Origin of the sequence: Marisediminicola antarctica (genome assembly GCF_009930795.1) — a bacterium.
In the GTDB taxonomy this organism is placed as follows: domain Bacteria; phylum Actinomycetota; class Actinomycetes; order Actinomycetales; family Microbacteriaceae; genus Marisediminicola; species Marisediminicola antarctica.
This window is the reverse complement of the sequence record NZ_CP017146.1, coordinates 3,067,718-3,083,289: the sequence shown is the minus strand read 5'-3', so window position 1 is coordinate 3,083,289 and position 15,572 is coordinate 3,067,718. Positions and strand designations below refer to the sequence as shown.

At 67.3% G+C, this 15,572-nt stretch carries 11 protein-coding genes; 7 read left to right on the top strand and 4 right to left on the bottom strand.

Annotated elements, in window-relative coordinates; all coding sequences use genetic code 11:
• The first annotated feature begins 8 nt into the window (after window positions 1-8).
• The 4 genes from BHD05_RS14400 (at window position 9) to BHD05_RS14385 (ending at window position 2,381) form a co-directional block, all read left to right on the top strand.
• Window positions 9-563, top strand: coding sequence for a DivIVA domain-containing protein (locus tag BHD05_RS14400; RefSeq protein ID WP_161887045.1), 555 nt, complete (start codon window positions 9-11; stop codon window positions 561-563).
• A gap of 98 nt (window positions 564-661) precedes the next feature.
• The gene (locus tag BHD05_RS14395; RefSeq protein WP_236966562.1) at window positions 662-1,324 is read left to right on the top strand and encodes an aggregation-promoting factor C-terminal-like domain-containing protein; all 663 of its coding nucleotides are present in this window, start codon (window positions 662-664) and stop codon (window positions 1,322-1,324) included.
• A 46-nt stretch (window positions 1,325-1,370) separates the two neighbouring features.
• Entirely contained in the window at window positions 1,371-1,667 is a 297-nt protein-coding gene (locus BHD05_RS14390; RefSeq protein ID WP_161887044.1) for a hypothetical protein, read from the top strand.
• A gap of 6 nt (window positions 1,668-1,673) precedes the next feature.
• The gene (locus tag BHD05_RS14385) at window positions 1,674-2,381 is read left to right on the top strand and encodes an alpha/beta hydrolase (protein ID WP_161887043.1); all 708 of its coding nucleotides are present in this window, start codon (window positions 1,674-1,676) and stop codon (window positions 2,379-2,381) included.
• A gap of 4 nt (window positions 2,382-2,385) precedes the next feature.
• Here the strand turns inward: BHD05_RS14385 and BHD05_RS14380 are convergent, their stop codons facing one another.
• Both BHD05_RS14380 and BHD05_RS14375 read right to left on the bottom strand, forming a co-directional pair.
• Window positions 2,386-3,435, bottom strand: a complete 1,050-nt coding sequence (locus BHD05_RS14380; RefSeq protein ID WP_161887042.1) for an AI-2E family transporter — start codon at window positions 3,433-3,435, stop codon at window positions 2,386-2,388.
• A gap of 26 nt (window positions 3,436-3,461) precedes the next feature.
• Entirely contained in the window at window positions 3,462-5,411 is a 1,950-nt protein-coding gene (locus tag BHD05_RS14375) for a DivIVA domain-containing protein (RefSeq protein ID WP_161887041.1), read from the bottom strand.
• 301 nt (window positions 5,412-5,712) lie between these two features.
• On the opposite strand from BHD05_RS14375, the gene BHD05_RS14370 reads away from it, so the two are divergent.
• Window positions 5,713-7,536 carry a DUF8094 domain-containing protein gene (locus BHD05_RS14370; protein WP_161887040.1) on the top strand — a complete coding sequence of 608 codons (1,824 nt, stop codon included), beginning with the start codon at window positions 5,713-5,715 and terminating at the stop codon, window positions 7,534-7,536.
• The gene (locus BHD05_RS14365) at window positions 7,533-8,459 is read left to right on the top strand and encodes a co-chaperone YbbN (RefSeq protein ID WP_161887039.1); all 927 of its coding nucleotides are present in this window, start codon (window positions 7,533-7,535) and stop codon (window positions 8,457-8,459) included. The genes BHD05_RS14370 and BHD05_RS14365 overlap by 4 nt, the downstream gene beginning before the upstream one ends.
• A 137-nt stretch (window positions 8,460-8,596) precedes the next feature.
• Here BHD05_RS14365 and glgB read toward each other — a convergent pair whose 3' ends face one another.
• Both glgB and BHD05_RS14355 read right to left on the bottom strand, forming a co-directional pair.
• Window positions 8,597-10,786 carry a 1,4-alpha-glucan branching protein GlgB gene (gene glgB / locus BHD05_RS14360; protein ID WP_161887038.1) on the bottom strand — a complete coding sequence of 730 codons (2,190 nt, stop codon included), beginning with the start codon at window positions 10,784-10,786 and terminating at the stop codon, window positions 8,597-8,599.
• Window positions 10,787-12,781, bottom strand: coding sequence for a maltotransferase domain-containing protein (locus BHD05_RS14355; RefSeq protein ID WP_202614233.1), 1,995 nt, complete (start codon window positions 12,779-12,781; stop codon window positions 10,787-10,789).
• A gap of 80 nt (window positions 12,782-12,861) precedes the next feature.
• Between BHD05_RS14355 and glgP the strand changes: the two genes are divergently transcribed.
• Window positions 12,862-15,420 carry an alpha-glucan family phosphorylase gene (gene glgP / locus BHD05_RS14350; RefSeq protein WP_161887037.1) on the top strand — a complete coding sequence of 853 codons (2,559 nt, stop codon included), beginning with the start codon at window positions 12,862-12,864 and terminating at the stop codon, window positions 15,418-15,420.
• Window positions 15,421-15,572 lie beyond the last annotated feature (152 nt).

Here is a 15,572-nt window from a genome sequence, read left to right as displayed (position 1 = left end):
ATGGTGCCGTGAGCACAACATTCCCACGCACGACGAGGTCCCACCTCGGCTACGACGTCGAACAGGTGGAGGATTTTCTCGAGGAGGCCAGGCGCGCGTATGGGGCGGAAGCGGGCCAGCTCACGATCGTGACCGCCGCCAGCATCCGCCACACCGCCTTCGCAATGCAGAAGGGCGGATACGAGACGGGGCAGGTGGATGCTGCTCTTGAGCGCCTCGAGGATGCCTTCGCAAGCCGGGAGCGGGAGCTCCGGATCCGCGAGAAGGGCGAGGAGGAGTGGTACTCCTCGGCACGGACAGAGGCTCAGGAGATCCTCGATCGCCTCGCCCGACCGGACGGCGAGAGGTTCGACCGGATCCGTTCGCTCACCGTCGGGTACAGCGTGCAGCAGGTCGACGAGTTCGCCGGGCGACTCACACGATACTTCCAGGATGGGGACCATTTGACCGTCGACGAGGTACGCGCAGTGTCCTTCGCGCCACAGCGTGGCGGGTACCGCGAGACGCAGGTCGACGTCGTGCTGGATGCCGTAATTGACGTCATGCTTGCCGTCCGTTCCTGATCCGATGCTGCTTCTCAGGCAATCTGGGCTAAAATCTTGAAACTATGGGTCGCCATAGAACTTTCCTAGCGCTCCGGCCGCAGTCTCCGGCTGCTGCCGTGGAGGCGCATAAACCCACAATCCGGCGTCAGGGCGTACTGCCCGTCTTCGCCTCGTTCGCCGCTCTGGCCTTCGTGTTGGTGTCGGTGACGTCGCCGATGGCGCAGCAGGAGGCCGCCGCCGCGGTCGTTCTCGCCGAGACTGACGCAGTGCCAACACAGGTGCTTGCAGTCGACGGTGAGTACACGAACGAGGTCGTCCGCGACGACTACGGCGTCACCGCGAAACCGCTGCCGCCGCCGCCGCCGCCGGTGTCGTCGGCGCCGGCGCCGGCGCCGGCCGCACCCTCCGCCGCACCAAGTGGTGGTGGTGGCGGTGGCGGTGGCGGTGGTGGTGCCCCCGCCGCCGGCTCTCCCAATCCGGGCTCGGCCAAGTCCATCGCCTACGCGATGGTGCAGGCCAGGGGCTGGGGTGAAGGCGAGTACAACTGCCTCGTGTCGCTGTGGCAGAAGGAGTCGGGCTGGAATACGTTCGCCAGCAACCCGAGCAGCGGCGCCTACGGTATCCCGCAGTCACTCCCGGGCTCGAAGATGGCGACGGCCGGAGCGGACTGGGCAACAAACCCGGCCACCCAGATCACGTGGGGCCTCGGCTACATCACCGATCGCTACGGCAGCCCGTGCGGAGCATGGGGCGCTAGCCAGATCAAGGGCTGGTACTGACCCGGCGTCAGCCACGCACCCCGCCTTCCCGACCCGGATTGGACCCATGCCGCGAAGCAACCGACCGCGTCGGTCCAGAGGGGAAGGCGACGGCGAACGGCCCGACCTCTCCAGATCGCTCTACGGAGGGCTGCGGCCCCAGGAGAAGCGCGATGGCCTGTGGAATGTACAGTCCATCGCCGCGTCGTCCGCGGTCAAGCCCTATGTCTGCCCCGGCTGCGGACTGGGCATCGCTCCCGGCATCGCCCATATCGTCGCATGGCGTGCGGACGGCCTGATGGGCGAGGCCGACGATGTCGCGGCCCGGCGGCATTGGCACAACCACTGTTGGAAGATCAAGTAGGGACGCATGCAGATCAAGGGCGGTATCGAGCTTCCGGCGAAGCGGGAAAACGTGGAGCTGGTCACCGAGGATGAGCTGACCCTGGTCGGGGAGCTGTCCCTCCCCGTCTGGGCCGAGCCGGTCGCGACCGTCGTCGCGCTGCATCCGCTCCCCACCGCGGGCGGGTTCATGGATTCGCACATTATTCGCAAAGCGGCCGCCCGCCTTCCGGCGCTCGCCGACCTCGCCGTGCTGCGGTTCAACTTCCGCGGCGTCACGTCGCCGCGTGGCACATCGGATGGCGCCTTCGGCCACGGCGAGGACGAGCGCCACGACCTCGACGCCGCGATGAGGTTCGTGGCCGAACGCGCACTGCCGAAGCCGTGGCTGCTCGGCTGGTCGTTCGGCACCGAAGTCGCCCTGAAGCACGGCCTTGAGCACGACATCGAGGGCATCATCCTGCTCTCGCCCCCGCTTCACCGCACGACCGACGAGGAGCTCGCGGCATGGGCCGGGAGCGGTCGGCGGATGATCGTCGTCGTGCCCGAGCTCGACGACTACCTGCGTCCAGAGGAAGCGGGGCAGAGGTTCGCGAGCGTTCCCGAGGCGGAACTCGTCGCGGTCGAGGGCGGCAAGCACCTCTGGGTGGGCGAGGCGCAGACGCGGCGTGTGCTCACAGAGATCGTCGCCCGCCTGAACCCCGGCGTGCTTCCCCTCCCGGAGGCATGGGACTGACTCCCTAGAGTGCGTTCTGGCGCGGCACGACGACCTGCTTGATGATCAGCAGGATCGACGCCGCAACGGGAATAGCGACAAGCGCGCCGAGGAGTCCGAGCAGGGTCCCTCCGGCCAGGGCGGCAATGACGACGACGACGCCGGGAACCTTCACCGCACGCGTCATGATTCGCGGCGTGATCAGGTAGGCCTCGACCTGCATGTAGATCAGGTAGTAGCCGGCGACCCAGAGCACGGTCGGCGTCCCGTCGAAGAGCAGCACTGCGAGGGTGATGACGACGGATGCCGAGATTGTTCCCACGAGCGGAATCAGCGAGCCGAGAAAAGCGATGAAGGCCAGCAGGGCAGAGTACTCGGCGCGGATCACGAACGTCAGCACGACGAACGAGAGCACGCCGTTGACGAGCGCCAGGGTGAGCTGTCCGACGACATAACGCCCGACGGACTGGCTGATCTGCTCGGAGATGTCGATGAACCCGACCCGCTTCGAGGCGGGGATGACCTGGTAGATGCCGCGCTTGAGGCTGCCGAGCGATGCAGTGAAGTAGAGCATAAGGATGATGATGATCAGGGCGCCGAAAACCCCGGTCGCAAGCCCGAGACCCGCCTTGAGCACACCGCCGCCGAGATTGCTGAGGAAGGTCGGGTCGGACATGGTGTCGGTGACCTGGGCAAGGAGATCGTCGACCGCGAGCCAGGGGAGGGTGTCCGTGATCGCCTGGTTCAGGCTGCCGTCGGCGAAGCTCTCGATCACCCTCGGGATCTGCGTGACGAGGGTCTGCACCTGCTCCGCGATGACGGGGATGATCGAGAGAACGAGGCCGGCAACAACGCCGAGCACCCCGACGAGCACGGTGAGGATCGCGAGGGGTCGCTTCATCCCCTTCTTCTCGAGCCAGGTCACGATCGGGTCGAGGCCGAGCGCGAGGAATAGCGCCGCTCCGATGTAGGTGAGGATCGTCGCAAGCGAGACGACGGCGCCGCCAATCAGCAGGGCGATCAGAACCCCGAGCCCACCGAACAGGCCGAACCGGAATCCGTTCTGGATCTTCACGGGCCCTCTGCCTTACTGTCGGGGTGTTACTCGGCCGAGGCTCTCTCCGCCTCTGTCAGAACGCCGCGGAGACCCTGGAAGTACCCGGCGACCGCTTCGCGCTCAATCCTAATCTTGGACAGGCGCTCTTCCGCGTCAGACACGAGCACTGCGGTCCTCTGGTCGGCCTCGTCGACGGCCACCTTTGCCTTTGCCCTCGCTTCGGAAACGAGCTCGGCGGCCGTCGCCTGGGTGGACTCCAGCAGCGCCTTCGCCTCGGCCCGCGCGGACGCCTCTACCTCGTCCGCGTGCTTCTGGCGCTCGTCGGCCCGTTTGGTCGCCTCGGCGAGCTGGCGGGCCGCGTCGTCGAGGTACTTCTGGGTCTGCGCGACCGCCTCTTGGTGCGCGGCGAGTGCGGCCTTCTCGGCCTCGTCCCGTCGGGCTGTGATCTCGATCTCGAGGTCGGTGCGGCCCTGCTCGGCGTCACGGGCGATCGTGGTTCGCGTCTCGTCGACTTCGAACGCGAGTTGCGCGCGGGTCTCTTCCGCGTCGCGTGTGAGGTCGGCCCGCTGCTGCGCGATGTCACGGTCCAGGTCGGTGCGCTGCTGCTCGATGTCGTGAGCGAGGCTCGCGCGCGCTGCCGTGATCTCCTCGTCGAGGTCCGCCCGCGCGGTCACCAGTTCGAGGGAGAGGTCCGTGGTCGCTTTCTTGGCCGTCCGGTCGAGAGCTGCCGTGGTTGCAGTGGTCTCCTGTGCGAGGGCCGCATAAGCGGCCGTCGTGTCGGCGTCGAGCAGGGCGCGGGCCGCCGAGATCTCCCGCTCGACAGCGGCGTGCTGCTCGTCGATTTCCTTCGTCAGGGCCGCGCGCCCATCCGCCACCTCGCGGGCAAGCGCGCTGCGGGTGTCCGCCGTCTCGGTGGCCAGGGCCGAGCGAACGGCCTCGGCCTCCGCGGCCAGGGTCTGGCGGGTGTCCTCGGTCTCGCGGGCGAGGGCGACCTCTGCGTCGGCCGTGGACGAGCTGAGGGTGGCCCAGGCGGCATCGGTGTCACGCGAGAGGGCCGCGCGAACAAACTCCTCTTCGCGTTCCAGCGCGGAGCGGCGGGACATCGTCTCCACCTCAAGCGCGGAGCGGCCCTCCGCGAGTTCCTGCTCGAGGGAGGCGTGGGCGGCGGCAAGCTCACGTTGCAGGTCGCCTGTCGTCTTCTCGACGGTCGCCGCGAGCTCGGCCGTGACCGTCGCGACGTGCCGACCGAGGTCCGTGCGCTGCTGCTCGACCTCGCGTTCGAGGTCACCGCGCTGCTTCTCGCTGATGCTGTCGAACTCTGCACGGCCGCGCTCGGTGTCGCGCGCGAGCTGTGCGGCCTGTTCCCGTGCTTCGCTGATCTCCCGCTGGGCCGCGGCGCGGACCTCGGCGGACTCGCGGTCTGCCTCTGCGCGCACGGCAGCGGACTCGCGCCGGGTGGTGCCGCGTAGCTCGGCGGATTCCGTCGCAACGGCACCGCGGATCGCGGCGGCTTCGAGGAGAGCCTCCTGGGTGACGGCATCCGCCCGCGCCTGCGCGATCTCGAGGATCTCGGCGGCTTCGGCATTCGCTGACTGGCGCAGCGCGGTGGCCTTCTCGTCGGCGTCGGCGACAAATCCCTCCGCGGTCTCCATCGCATCGACGCGCATCCGGTTCACCTCGAGCTGCACGCTGCTTCGGAGGCGCTCGGCGTCGATATCCGCCTGGCTGATGAGTCTCGTGGACTGCTCTTCCGCGACCCGCAGCATGTTCTCGAGCTTCATGCCAAGTCCGCTGTAGCTCGGGCTGCCCGTCTCCTCGATCTCGGACTCGAGATCGCGCACGGTCGCCGAGAGGCGTTTGATCTCCCTCGTCGATTCGACCTTGTCTGAGTTGGCCTTGATCAGCTCGCGGCGCAGGTCCTGGAGCGCCTTGTCGACCTCGTCGCGGTTGTAGCCGCGCATCGCCGTGCTGAAGTCGTCGTCGTCACTGGCCACATTGTCTCCTCGTGGTCGGCGGGCGCTGGCGGCACAGCCGAACTCGACTGAGCTTAGCGACGACTGGGCGCCGCGCAGTGTGAGGCGACGTCAATATCTGCCCCCAATTCCCCCAGCAGCGAATAATTGGGAGCTCCCAGACTGATCGGGTAGTCTGCGATGTCTTTGTCTGTTGCCATTTTCGGGCCCACCTCGGTCCCGGCACACCCCAATCTCGTCTCATTGCGCGAGTGGTCGCGCTGCGAACGCGACGGGGTGCGGCCAATTCTGATCGGCGTGGCAACACGAAAGGAGTAAGTTCGTGCGCTTTGCCCTAGCCATAGTGGCCTTCCTGATCGGCGTCGGTCTTGGCGGCTACGGAATCGCCCAGACGACGGTGCTCAATGGCCCATCGGAACTCACCGCGACCAGCGAATCAGACAGTGATGCCCCCGTCACCGTCATCGGCGGGGAAACCCTCAACGCGCTGGACGGCCGCCAGGACGTGACGATCAGTGGGTCCGACACAATCTTTGCGGCCTATGCGCGCACCGAGGACATCCTCGCCTGGGTCGGCGACGCGAGCTACAACAGCATCGGGTTCGACACCGAGAGCCAGGACCTCGTGAGCGTGACAAAAACCGGGACCGAGCAAAGTGTCCCGCTGCCGGCGGGATCCGACCTCTGGCTCGCCGAGTACAACGCCGAGGACGAGCTCGATATGAGGCTCAGGCTCGACGAGGAGTTCTCCATCCTCGTCGTTTCTGACGGAACCGAGACCGCTCCCTCGACTGTCGCGATCACCTGGCCGCTCGACAACCGCACGCCGTGGGCTGGTCCGTTCATGGTCGGCGGCGCTCTCATGCTTCTCCTCTCCCTCATCTTCCTGGTCTGGGCCATCCGCAACCAGCGCCGCACGCGCGGCCCCCGACGCAAGAGCATCAAGCCGCCCAAGTCGCAGCGCATGCCCAAGCTGCCACGGCAGAGGAGCTACCGAGTGAGCAAGCCGAAGGCCGTCACGACCAGGCGAGGGCGCCGGTCGGCCAGCCGCATGATTGCGATGCCCGCCTTGCTCATCGGCTCGCTCGTGCTCTCCGGCTGCTCCTCGGACCTGTGGCCCGACCTCGCCGGTCGCGACGCGATCCCGCTCATCCCGTCGCCCAGCGCATCCACCGATGCCGATGCCGTGGCCGAAGAGCGCCAGCCGCCCGCCGCGACCGTTCGGCAGGTGCAATCGATCGTGACCGACGTCGCGGAGGTCGCGGCCGCGGCCGACGCAAGCCTCGACACCGAGGCGCTCTCGTCGCGGTTCGACGGCCCCGCGCTCAAGCTGCGCACCGGCAACTATGAGACCCGTGCGAAGGACAGCGCCTTCCCGGCGCTCGCGCCGATCCCGACCGGCCGGCTCGCCGTCGCCCTGCCCCAGTCGCTGCCCAAGGACGCGGACACCAGCTGGCCACGCGCGATCTTCGCGGTCGTCGAGCCGACCGTGGAGGAGCCGGCGGAGGGAGCGGAGCCCGTCGAGCCCGCAGCTCCGGTCGCGCTCATGCTGCTCCAGGCGTCGCCACGCGAGCAGTACAAGGTCTACTACTCGGTTGCGCTCGAGCCCGAGGCCGTGCTGCCGCCCCTCGCCCCGCAGACGGTTGGCGCTCCGCGGCTGTCGCCCGATACGAAGCTGCTCTCCATGGCTCCCGGCGAGCTCGCTGCCGCGTACGTCGACGTGCTCACTGTCGGCGCGGAAAGCGAATCGTACGAGCTCTTCGACATCGAACGCGACGGGCTTATTCCGAGCGTCGGCGTCGAGGCGCGTAAAGCGCGCTCTGAGGCCCTCGACGACAAGGCCAAGATCGAATTCGGCATCACGCCCGGTGATGCCGAGACGATCGCGCTCGCCTCTAACGAGTCGGGCGCCCTCGTGAGTATCTACATCGAGGAGACCGAGCGGGTGACCCCCGTCGAGGAGGGCGCCACGATCAACCCCGAGGGCGCCACCAAGACCCTCTCCGGGCTCTCCGGCACGAAGGAGGGCGTCGCCGCCACCTACGGCGACCAGTTGCTCTTTTACATCCCGCCGATCGGCAGCGACGAGAAAATTGTCCTGCTTGGCTTCAGCCAGGTTCTCATCAGCGCCAAGGAGATCAAATGACCAATACCCCTCCCCCCTCTGCGGCTAGCCTCCGAGGAGCGGTCGACCTGTCGTCGCTCATTCGGCCGCCCGTCACACCGGGCGCCCCGGCACCCGCGCAGGGCGCCGGAGGCCCGTCGCTCGTCGTCGACGCGACCGACGCGAGTTTCACGGGCATCCTCGAGCTGTCGAACACGGTACCGGTCGTCGTCGAGCTGCACGGCGGGGTGCCGACCGCGTCGCTCACGAATCTCATCACCGAGTTCGGCGGCAAGCTCGTGCTCGCGCGCGTCGACGCGACGACGAACCCGCAGCTTCAGCAGGCGTTCCAGGCTCAGATTGCGCCGACCGTCGCCGCCGTTGTCGCGGGCCGTCCGCTCGCCCTGTTCGAGGGCGAGCTGCCCGAGGCCGAGGCCCGTCAGGTGTTCGAGCAGCTACTCGTGCTCGCCGCGCAGAACGGAGTAACCGGTACCGTTCCCGTTGCGCCCGTCGAGCCTGATGCCGAGGCCGCAGAGCCGGTCGAGGAGCCGCTCCCGCCACTGCACCAGGCCGCTTACGACGCGATCGAGGCGGGGGACTACCCCACCGCGATGTCCGCGTACCGCACCGCGATCGCCCAAGACCCGCGGGACCAGCTCGCCGTGGCAGGCCTCGCCCAGGTGTCCCTGCTGCACCGCCTCACCGGTCTGTCGGCCGGGGCCATCCGCGATGCGGCAGCCGCAGCGCCGTCCGACGTCGACGCCCAGCTGGCCGTGGCCGACCTGGATGTCTCGGGTGGACACCTCGAGGATGGCTTCGACCGTCTCCTGACCCTGTTTCCGTCGCTCGACGCCGACGGCAAGAACGCGGTGCGCACCCGGATGCTCGAGTACTTCGAGGTGGCCGGGGCCGAGGACCCGCGCGTCAGCATCGGGCGGCGCCGCCTCACCGCGCTGCTCTACTAGCGCGCTGACCCACGACGCGGTCCACGAACCGCCCACATATGCCCCCTCTGGGTGCTCCCAAGGGACATGTGTGGGCGAATCGCGGGGATGACGTTCGGGCTACAGGTGCCGGGCGCGCCCTGCAGAGAACCTGCGAACTACTTCCGCAGCTTCAGCCAGAGCCCGGCGAGCGGCGGAAGGGTGACGTCCACGGATGCCGGACGCCCGCCCCACTGCTCGTCGATGGCGGTGACAGCACCGAAGTTGCCGACTCCCGAGCCGCCGTACTCGACGGCATCCGTGTTGATGAGCTCATCCCAGACACCCGCGGACGGGAGCCCGACGCGGTACGGCCCGATCGGATTGCCGGAGAAGTTCATGATCACGGCGATCGGCTGGCCGTCCTTCGACCAGCGCAGGAACGAGACGACGTTCTGCTCCGCGGCGCCGCCGTCGATCCATTCGAACCCGGCGGGGTCGTTGTCCTGTTCCCAGAGGGCGCCCTCTTCGCGGTAGACGCGGTTGAGCTGCCCGACGAGGTTGAGCAGGCCCCGGTGCACAGGCTGGTCGAGAATCCACCAGTCGAGACCGCGCTCCTCCGACCACTCGGATGGCTGCCCGAACTCCTGGCCCATGAATAGCAGCTGCTTGCCGGGGTGCGACCACATAAACGACAGGTACGCGCGCAGGTTGGCGAGCTTCTGCCACTGGTCGCCCGGCATCTTGTGCAGCAGCGAGCCTTTGCCATGCACGACCTCGTCGTGGCTCAGCGGCAGCAGGAAGTTCTCGGTGTACTGGTACACCATGCTGAAGGTGATTTCGCCGTGGTGGTGCGAGCGGTGCATCGGGTCGGTTTGCATATACGACAACGAGTCGTGCATCCAGCCCATGTTCCACTTGAGCCCGAATCCGAGCCCGCCGGTTGCGGTGGACCGGCTGACGCCCGGGAACGCCGTCGACTCCTCGGCGATCATGATCACGCCGGGGCTGCGCTTGTAGGCGGTCGCGGTGACTTCCTGCAGGAAGCTGATCGCCTCGAGGTTCTGGTTGCCGCCGTGGATGTTCGGCTCCCACTCGCCGTCCTCGCGGGAGTAGTCCAGGTAGAGGATGGATGCGACGGCATCGACCCGCAGGCCGTCGATGTGGAACTCCTCGAGCCAGTACAGCGCGTTCGCGACGAGGAAGTTGCGCACCTGGGAGTCGCCGAAGTTGAAGATCAGCGTTCCCCAGTCCATCTGCTCGCCGCGACGCGGGTCGGAGTGCTCGTAGAGCGCCTGCCCGTCGAACTTGGCGAGGGCCCACTCGTCTTTGGGGAAGTGGCCGGGCACCCAGTCCATGATCACGCCGATGCCGGCGTTGTGCAGCTTGTCGATCAGGTAGCTCAGGTCGTCGGGGTGGCCGAAGCGGCTCGTCGGGGCGAAGTAGCCCGTGACCTGATAGCCCCACGAGCCGCCGAAGGGATGCTCAGCGAGCGGCATGAACTCGACGTGGGTGAAGCCCGTCTCGAGTATGTAGTCGACTAGCTCGTCGGCGAGTTCACGGTAGCCGAGGCCGGGCCGCCACGAGCCGACGTGCAGCTCGTAGACGCTCATTGGCGAGTTGTGCGGGTCGCGCGCGGCCCGCTTGTCGAGCCACGCGGCATCCGTCCACTCGTAGTGGGTCTTACCCACCTTTGATGCGGTACCGGGGGAGACTTCGGTATAGCGTGCCATCGGGTCGGAGCGGGTGACCCACTCGTCGGCCTGCGTGAGCATCTCGAACCTGTAGACCGATCCGGGCTCGATCGACGGGATGAAGAGCTCCCAGACGCCGTTCTCGTCGAGGCGTCGCATCGAGTGCAGCACGCCGTTCCAGCTGTTGAAGTCGCCGACGACACGGACAGCCTTGGCGTGCGGCGCCCAGACGTTGAACGCCGTTCCGACGACGCCCTCATGCGGACGGAAGTGTGAGCCAAAGACGCTCCACATCTGCTCGTGGCGTCCCTCGCCGAACAGGTAGAGGTCGATCTCGCCGACCGACGGGACGAAGCGGTACGGGTCGTCGGTCGTCCAGGTCGGGGCGCCCCCGTAGGTCGTCTCGAGCTCGTAGGCCTGACCTGCGCCCGGCAGGAATGCCTGCCACAGGCCGTCGGCGAGGTGGGTCAGCTCGACCCGGCTGCCGTCGGCGCGCACCGCGGTGACGGTCTCCGCGAGCGGGCGCACGGCGCGAACGACGAAGCCGTTCTCGAACGAGTGCTGCCCGAGCGTGTCGTGCGGTCGGGGGTGGCTTCCGGCGACGATCGAGGCGATGAGCCCCGGATGCAGGTCGGGAAGGTCGGGAGTGGCACTTCGGACGTTGCGGTTGGCCATTTAGCTGCCTTTCGGGAATTCGACGCGCAGGATGTGCACGGGATCGGTAAAAGCGTCGAGGCGCACGTAGTTGTTGAGGCCCCAGGTGAATTTCTGGTTGGTGAGCAGATCGGTGACCTCGAATGGGGTCGCCGGGTCGATGCCGAATCGGGTCGGGTCAAGGTGCACGGTCGTCTCACGCACGGAATGCGGGTCGACGTTCGCGATCACGAGGATCGCGTCGCTGCGCCCGTCCGCCGTGAAGCGGCCGTCGATGAACTTGCTGTACACGAGGATCGAGTCGTCGTCGCTCCAGTGGAGGTCGAGATTGCGCAGCTGGCGCAGGGCCGGATGCTCCGCCCTGATCTCGTTGAGTCGGGTCAGGAACGGTGCGAGCGACCTTCCGAGCGCCTCCGCCTTAGCAAAGTCGCGCTGCTTGTATTCGTACTTCTCGTTGTCGACGTTCTCCTCGGAGCCCGTCCGAGCGACGTTCTCGAAGAGCTCGTAGCCGGCGTAGACGCCCCAGGTCGGGGCTGCCGTCGCCGCGAGTGCCGCCCTGATCTTGAAGGCTGCGGGCCCGCCGAACTGCAGGTACTCGGTGAGAATGTCCGGGGTATTGACGAACAGGTTCGGGCGCAGGAAGTCCGCGTGCAGCTTCGAGATGCTCGTGAAGAATTCCTCGAGCTCGGTTTTCGTGTTGCGCCAGGTGAAGTAGGTGTACGACTGCTGAAATCCGACCTGAGCGAGGGAGTGCAGCATCGCCGGGCGGGTGAACGCCTCGGCGAGGAACACGATCTCGGGAAACTCGGTGTTGATCTCGTGCAGCAGCCACTCCCAGAAGGCGAGCGGCTTGGTGTGCGGGTTGTCGACCCGGAAAATCTTGACCCCGACACCGATCCAGTACTTCACGATGCGGAGGACCTCCTCGCGGAGTCCGACCGGGTCGTTATCGAAGTTGATCGGGTAGATGTCCTGGTACTTCTTTGGAGGGTTCTCCGCGTAGGCGATCGTGCCGTCGGGCAGCGTCGTGAACCACTCCGGGTGCTCGGTGACCCACGGGTGGTCGGGCGAGCACTGCAGGGCCAGGTCGATCGCGACCTCGATGTTGTTCTTCTTCGCGGTGCTGAGGAAGAACTTGAAGTCGGTGATCGTGCCGAGGTCCGGATGGATGGCGTCGTGGCCGCCCTCCTTCGCCCCGATCGCCCACGGCGAGCCGGGGTCGCCCGGCGCGGGGCTCATCGTGTTGTTCGCGCCCTTGCGGAACGCGACGCCGATCGGGTGGATCGGCGGCAGGTAGATCACGTCGAAGCCCATCGCGGCGACGGCGGGGATGCGCCGCGCGGCGGTGCGGAAGGTGCCGCTTGTCCAGCTGCCGTCCTTCTTCCGCTTGGCCCCCTCCGAGCGGGGAAAGAACTCGTACCAGCTGCCGAGTCCGGCGCGGGCGCGCTCGACCCGCACGGTGAGCGGCTCGCTCAGCGTCACGAGGCTCGCGAGCGGCTGCTCGTCGAGCGCGGCGGCGACGAGGGGGTCGTCGGCGGCGGCGAAGCGCTCCTCCGCGGTGAGCTTCTTGCTTGTAATGCGCGTGCCGGCGACCTTGAGCACCTTCGAGCCGGGGTCGGCTGCGACGGCGCGGGCGAGCAGATCGGCGCCCATCGAGAGCATGAGAGCAACATCGATGCCGGCGGGGATTTTGATCCGCGCGTTGTGCAGCCACGTCGCCCAGTCGTCGTTGTACGCCTGGATGCGGTACTCCCACGCGCCGTCCCGGTCGAGAAGCGCCTCGGTGTGCCAGCGGTCGGTGCCGGGCGCGCCGGGAACCATCGGGTGCTTGGTGCGGATCCCGGAGGGGTCGGTCAGGAGCAGGTCGACCCCTAAGACGTCGTGCCCATCCTTGAAGACCGTCGCCGCAAACGGAACGACCTCGCCCGCGAAGGCTTTAGGAGGCCACAGGTTCTGCGGTTGTTGGGGGGAAAGATGTCTGATGGGGATGCGACCCATCTTCGGTTCGTATGCCATAGCCACAATTCGACGGTACTCGCTTTATCGGCGCGTGTGCCTGACCAATCCGAAACGCACAGCCCTTAGGCTTGCTCTTCGTGAAAGCAATTAGGCGTTTTACCGTCCGTACCGTGTTGCCCGAGTCTCTTGCTGGACTCGAAGAATTGGCGACGAATCTTCGCTGGTCGTGGCACGAACCGACCAGGCAGCTGTTTGCGCAGCTCTCCCCGGCTCTCTGGGAGGAGAGCGCGCACGACCCCATCGGACTCCTGGGCGAGATCGATCCGTCCCGGCTTGACGAGCTTGCGGCCGATCACGCCTTTGTCGCCCAGATGAACGAACGCCTGGACGAGCTCCACTCCTATCTGACCGAGCCGCGTTGGTACCAGTCGCTGCCAGCGGGGGCGCCCGCCGCGATCGGGTACTTCTCGCCCGAGTTCGGCATCGCAGCGGCACTGCCGCAGTATTCCGGCGGACTCGGTATTCTGGCCGGCGACCACCTGAAGAGCGCCTCCGATCTCGGTGTTCCGATCATCGGCGTCGGACTCTTCTACCGCGCCGGCTACTTCGCCCAGGCGATCTCGGCGGACGGCTGGCAGCAGGAGTCGTACCCGGTCCTTGACCCTGACGGCCTTCCGCTCAGCGTGCTTCGCCACCCCGATGGCACGGCCGGGCAGGTCGCGCTCGCGCTTCCCGACGGGCGCACGCTCTACGCACGGGTCTGGCAGGTCGCGGTGGGACGCATCCGCCTTCTTCTGCTGGATACCGACATTCCCGAGAACGACGACGAGCTGCGCTCGGTTACCGACCGCCTCTACGGCGGCGGAGGGGAGCACCGGCTGCTCCAGGAGTTGCTGCTCGGCATCGGCGGAGTCCGTGCGATCAAACTTTTCACCGAGCTCACCGGCAGCCCAACCCCCGAGGTGTTCCACACCAACGAAGGGCACGCCGGCTTCCTCGGCCTCGAGCGCATCAGCGACCTCATTGGAGTCGGACTCTCGTTCGACGAGGCGCTCCAGGTCGTGCGCGCCGGAACGGTGTTCACGACGCACACCCCGGTGCCCGCGGGAATCGACCGCTTCGACTCGGGTCTCATCGGACAGTACTTCTCCTCGGAGCTGCTGCCGGGCGTCGACGTCGACGACGTGCTGCTTCTCGGAGCGGAGAACTACGAGGGCGGCGAGCCCGGCACCTTCAACATGGCCGTCATGGGCCTGCGGCTCGGCCAGCGCGCCAACGGGGTCTCGCAGCTCCACGGCGAGGTCAGCCGCGGCATGTTCGGCCAGCTCTGGCCCGGATTCGACACCGCCGACGTTCCGATCACCTCGGTCACCAACGGGGTGCACGCGCCGACCTGGACCGACCCGTCGCTGCTCGCGCTCGCCGCGTCGCGGCTGGGAACCACCGACACGACCTCCTGCGACTGGAACAGCCCCGCGGTCACCGACCTCGACCTGTGGGAGGTGCGCAACGGCATGCGCGCCCAGCTCGTGCAGGATGCCCGACGGCGAGTCACGTCGGCTCTCGCGGAGCAGAACCCCGGCACGATCACACCGCAGTGGGTCTCCGGCCTGCTCGACCCCGACGTGCTCACGATCGGCTTCGCCCGGCGCGTGCCGACCTACAAGCGGCTCACCCTGATGCTCCACGACGAAGACAGGCTGCGGTCGATCCTGCTGTCGGCGGACCGCCCCGTGCAGATCGTGATCGCCGGCAAGTCGCACCCCGCCGACGAGGAGGGCAAGCGCCTCATCCAGAAGCTCGTTCAGTTCGCCTCGTCGCCGGAGCTGCGCACGCGGCTCGTGTTCCTCGAGAACTACGACATCGCAATGGCACAGCTGCTCTACCCCGGCACGGATGTCTGGCTGAACAACCCGCTGCGCCCGCTCGAGGCCTGCGGGACGTCGGGAATGAAGGCAGCGCTTAACGGGTCGCTCAACCTCTCGATCCTCGACGGCTGGTGGGCTGAGTTCTACGACGAAGAGAATGGCTGGGCCATTCCGAGCGCCGACTCGGCCGGCGACTCCGCCGAGCGGGACAAGCTCGAGGCCGAGGCGATGTATGACCTCATCGAGCACCAGATCGCCCCGCGCTTCTACGACCGCGGCAGCGACGGTGTGCCGAAGCGCTGGGTGCAGTCGATCCGGCACACGCTCGCGACCCTGTCGCCCGAGCTGTCGGCCGACCGCATGGTCAAGGAGTACGTCACGCGCCTCTATGTTCCGGCCGCCGAGGCCGAGCGCACCATCAGCGCAAAGTCCTTCGCCGGCGCGCGGGAGCTCGCGAGCTGGAAGCAGCGGGTATTCGACGCCTGGCCCCTCGTTGCCGTCACTCACGTCGAATCCGGCGGCGTCGACACCGTGCCGCAGGTCGGCGACATCCTGCACGTGCGCGCGCATGTTCAACTCGACGGGTTGACCCCGGATGACGTCGCGGTCGAGGTCGTCTACGGCCGCGCCCGCGAGGGGGACAACCTCGAGCGCACGCACCATGTCGCGCTCGAGCCGGAGACGGCCGCGCCCGGCGTCGCCGTGCAGTTCATCGGTGCCGTGCCGCTCACCAGGGCCGGAAGCTTTGGCTACAACGTGCGCGTGACACCGAAGCATCCGCTGCTCGCGAGCGCAGCTGAGCTCGGCCTCATCGCGGTCGCCGACTAGCCGGCCGACCCTCACAAACGCCCCGTGCCAACGTGCGGGGCGTTTTTTCGTGCCTTGTGCGGATAGACAACACTGTCTATCCGCATTTCGTCGTGTACCCCGATAGCGGGTAGATACATCTGTATATGGTGCTGCTTTCAGGCGCAATGGCG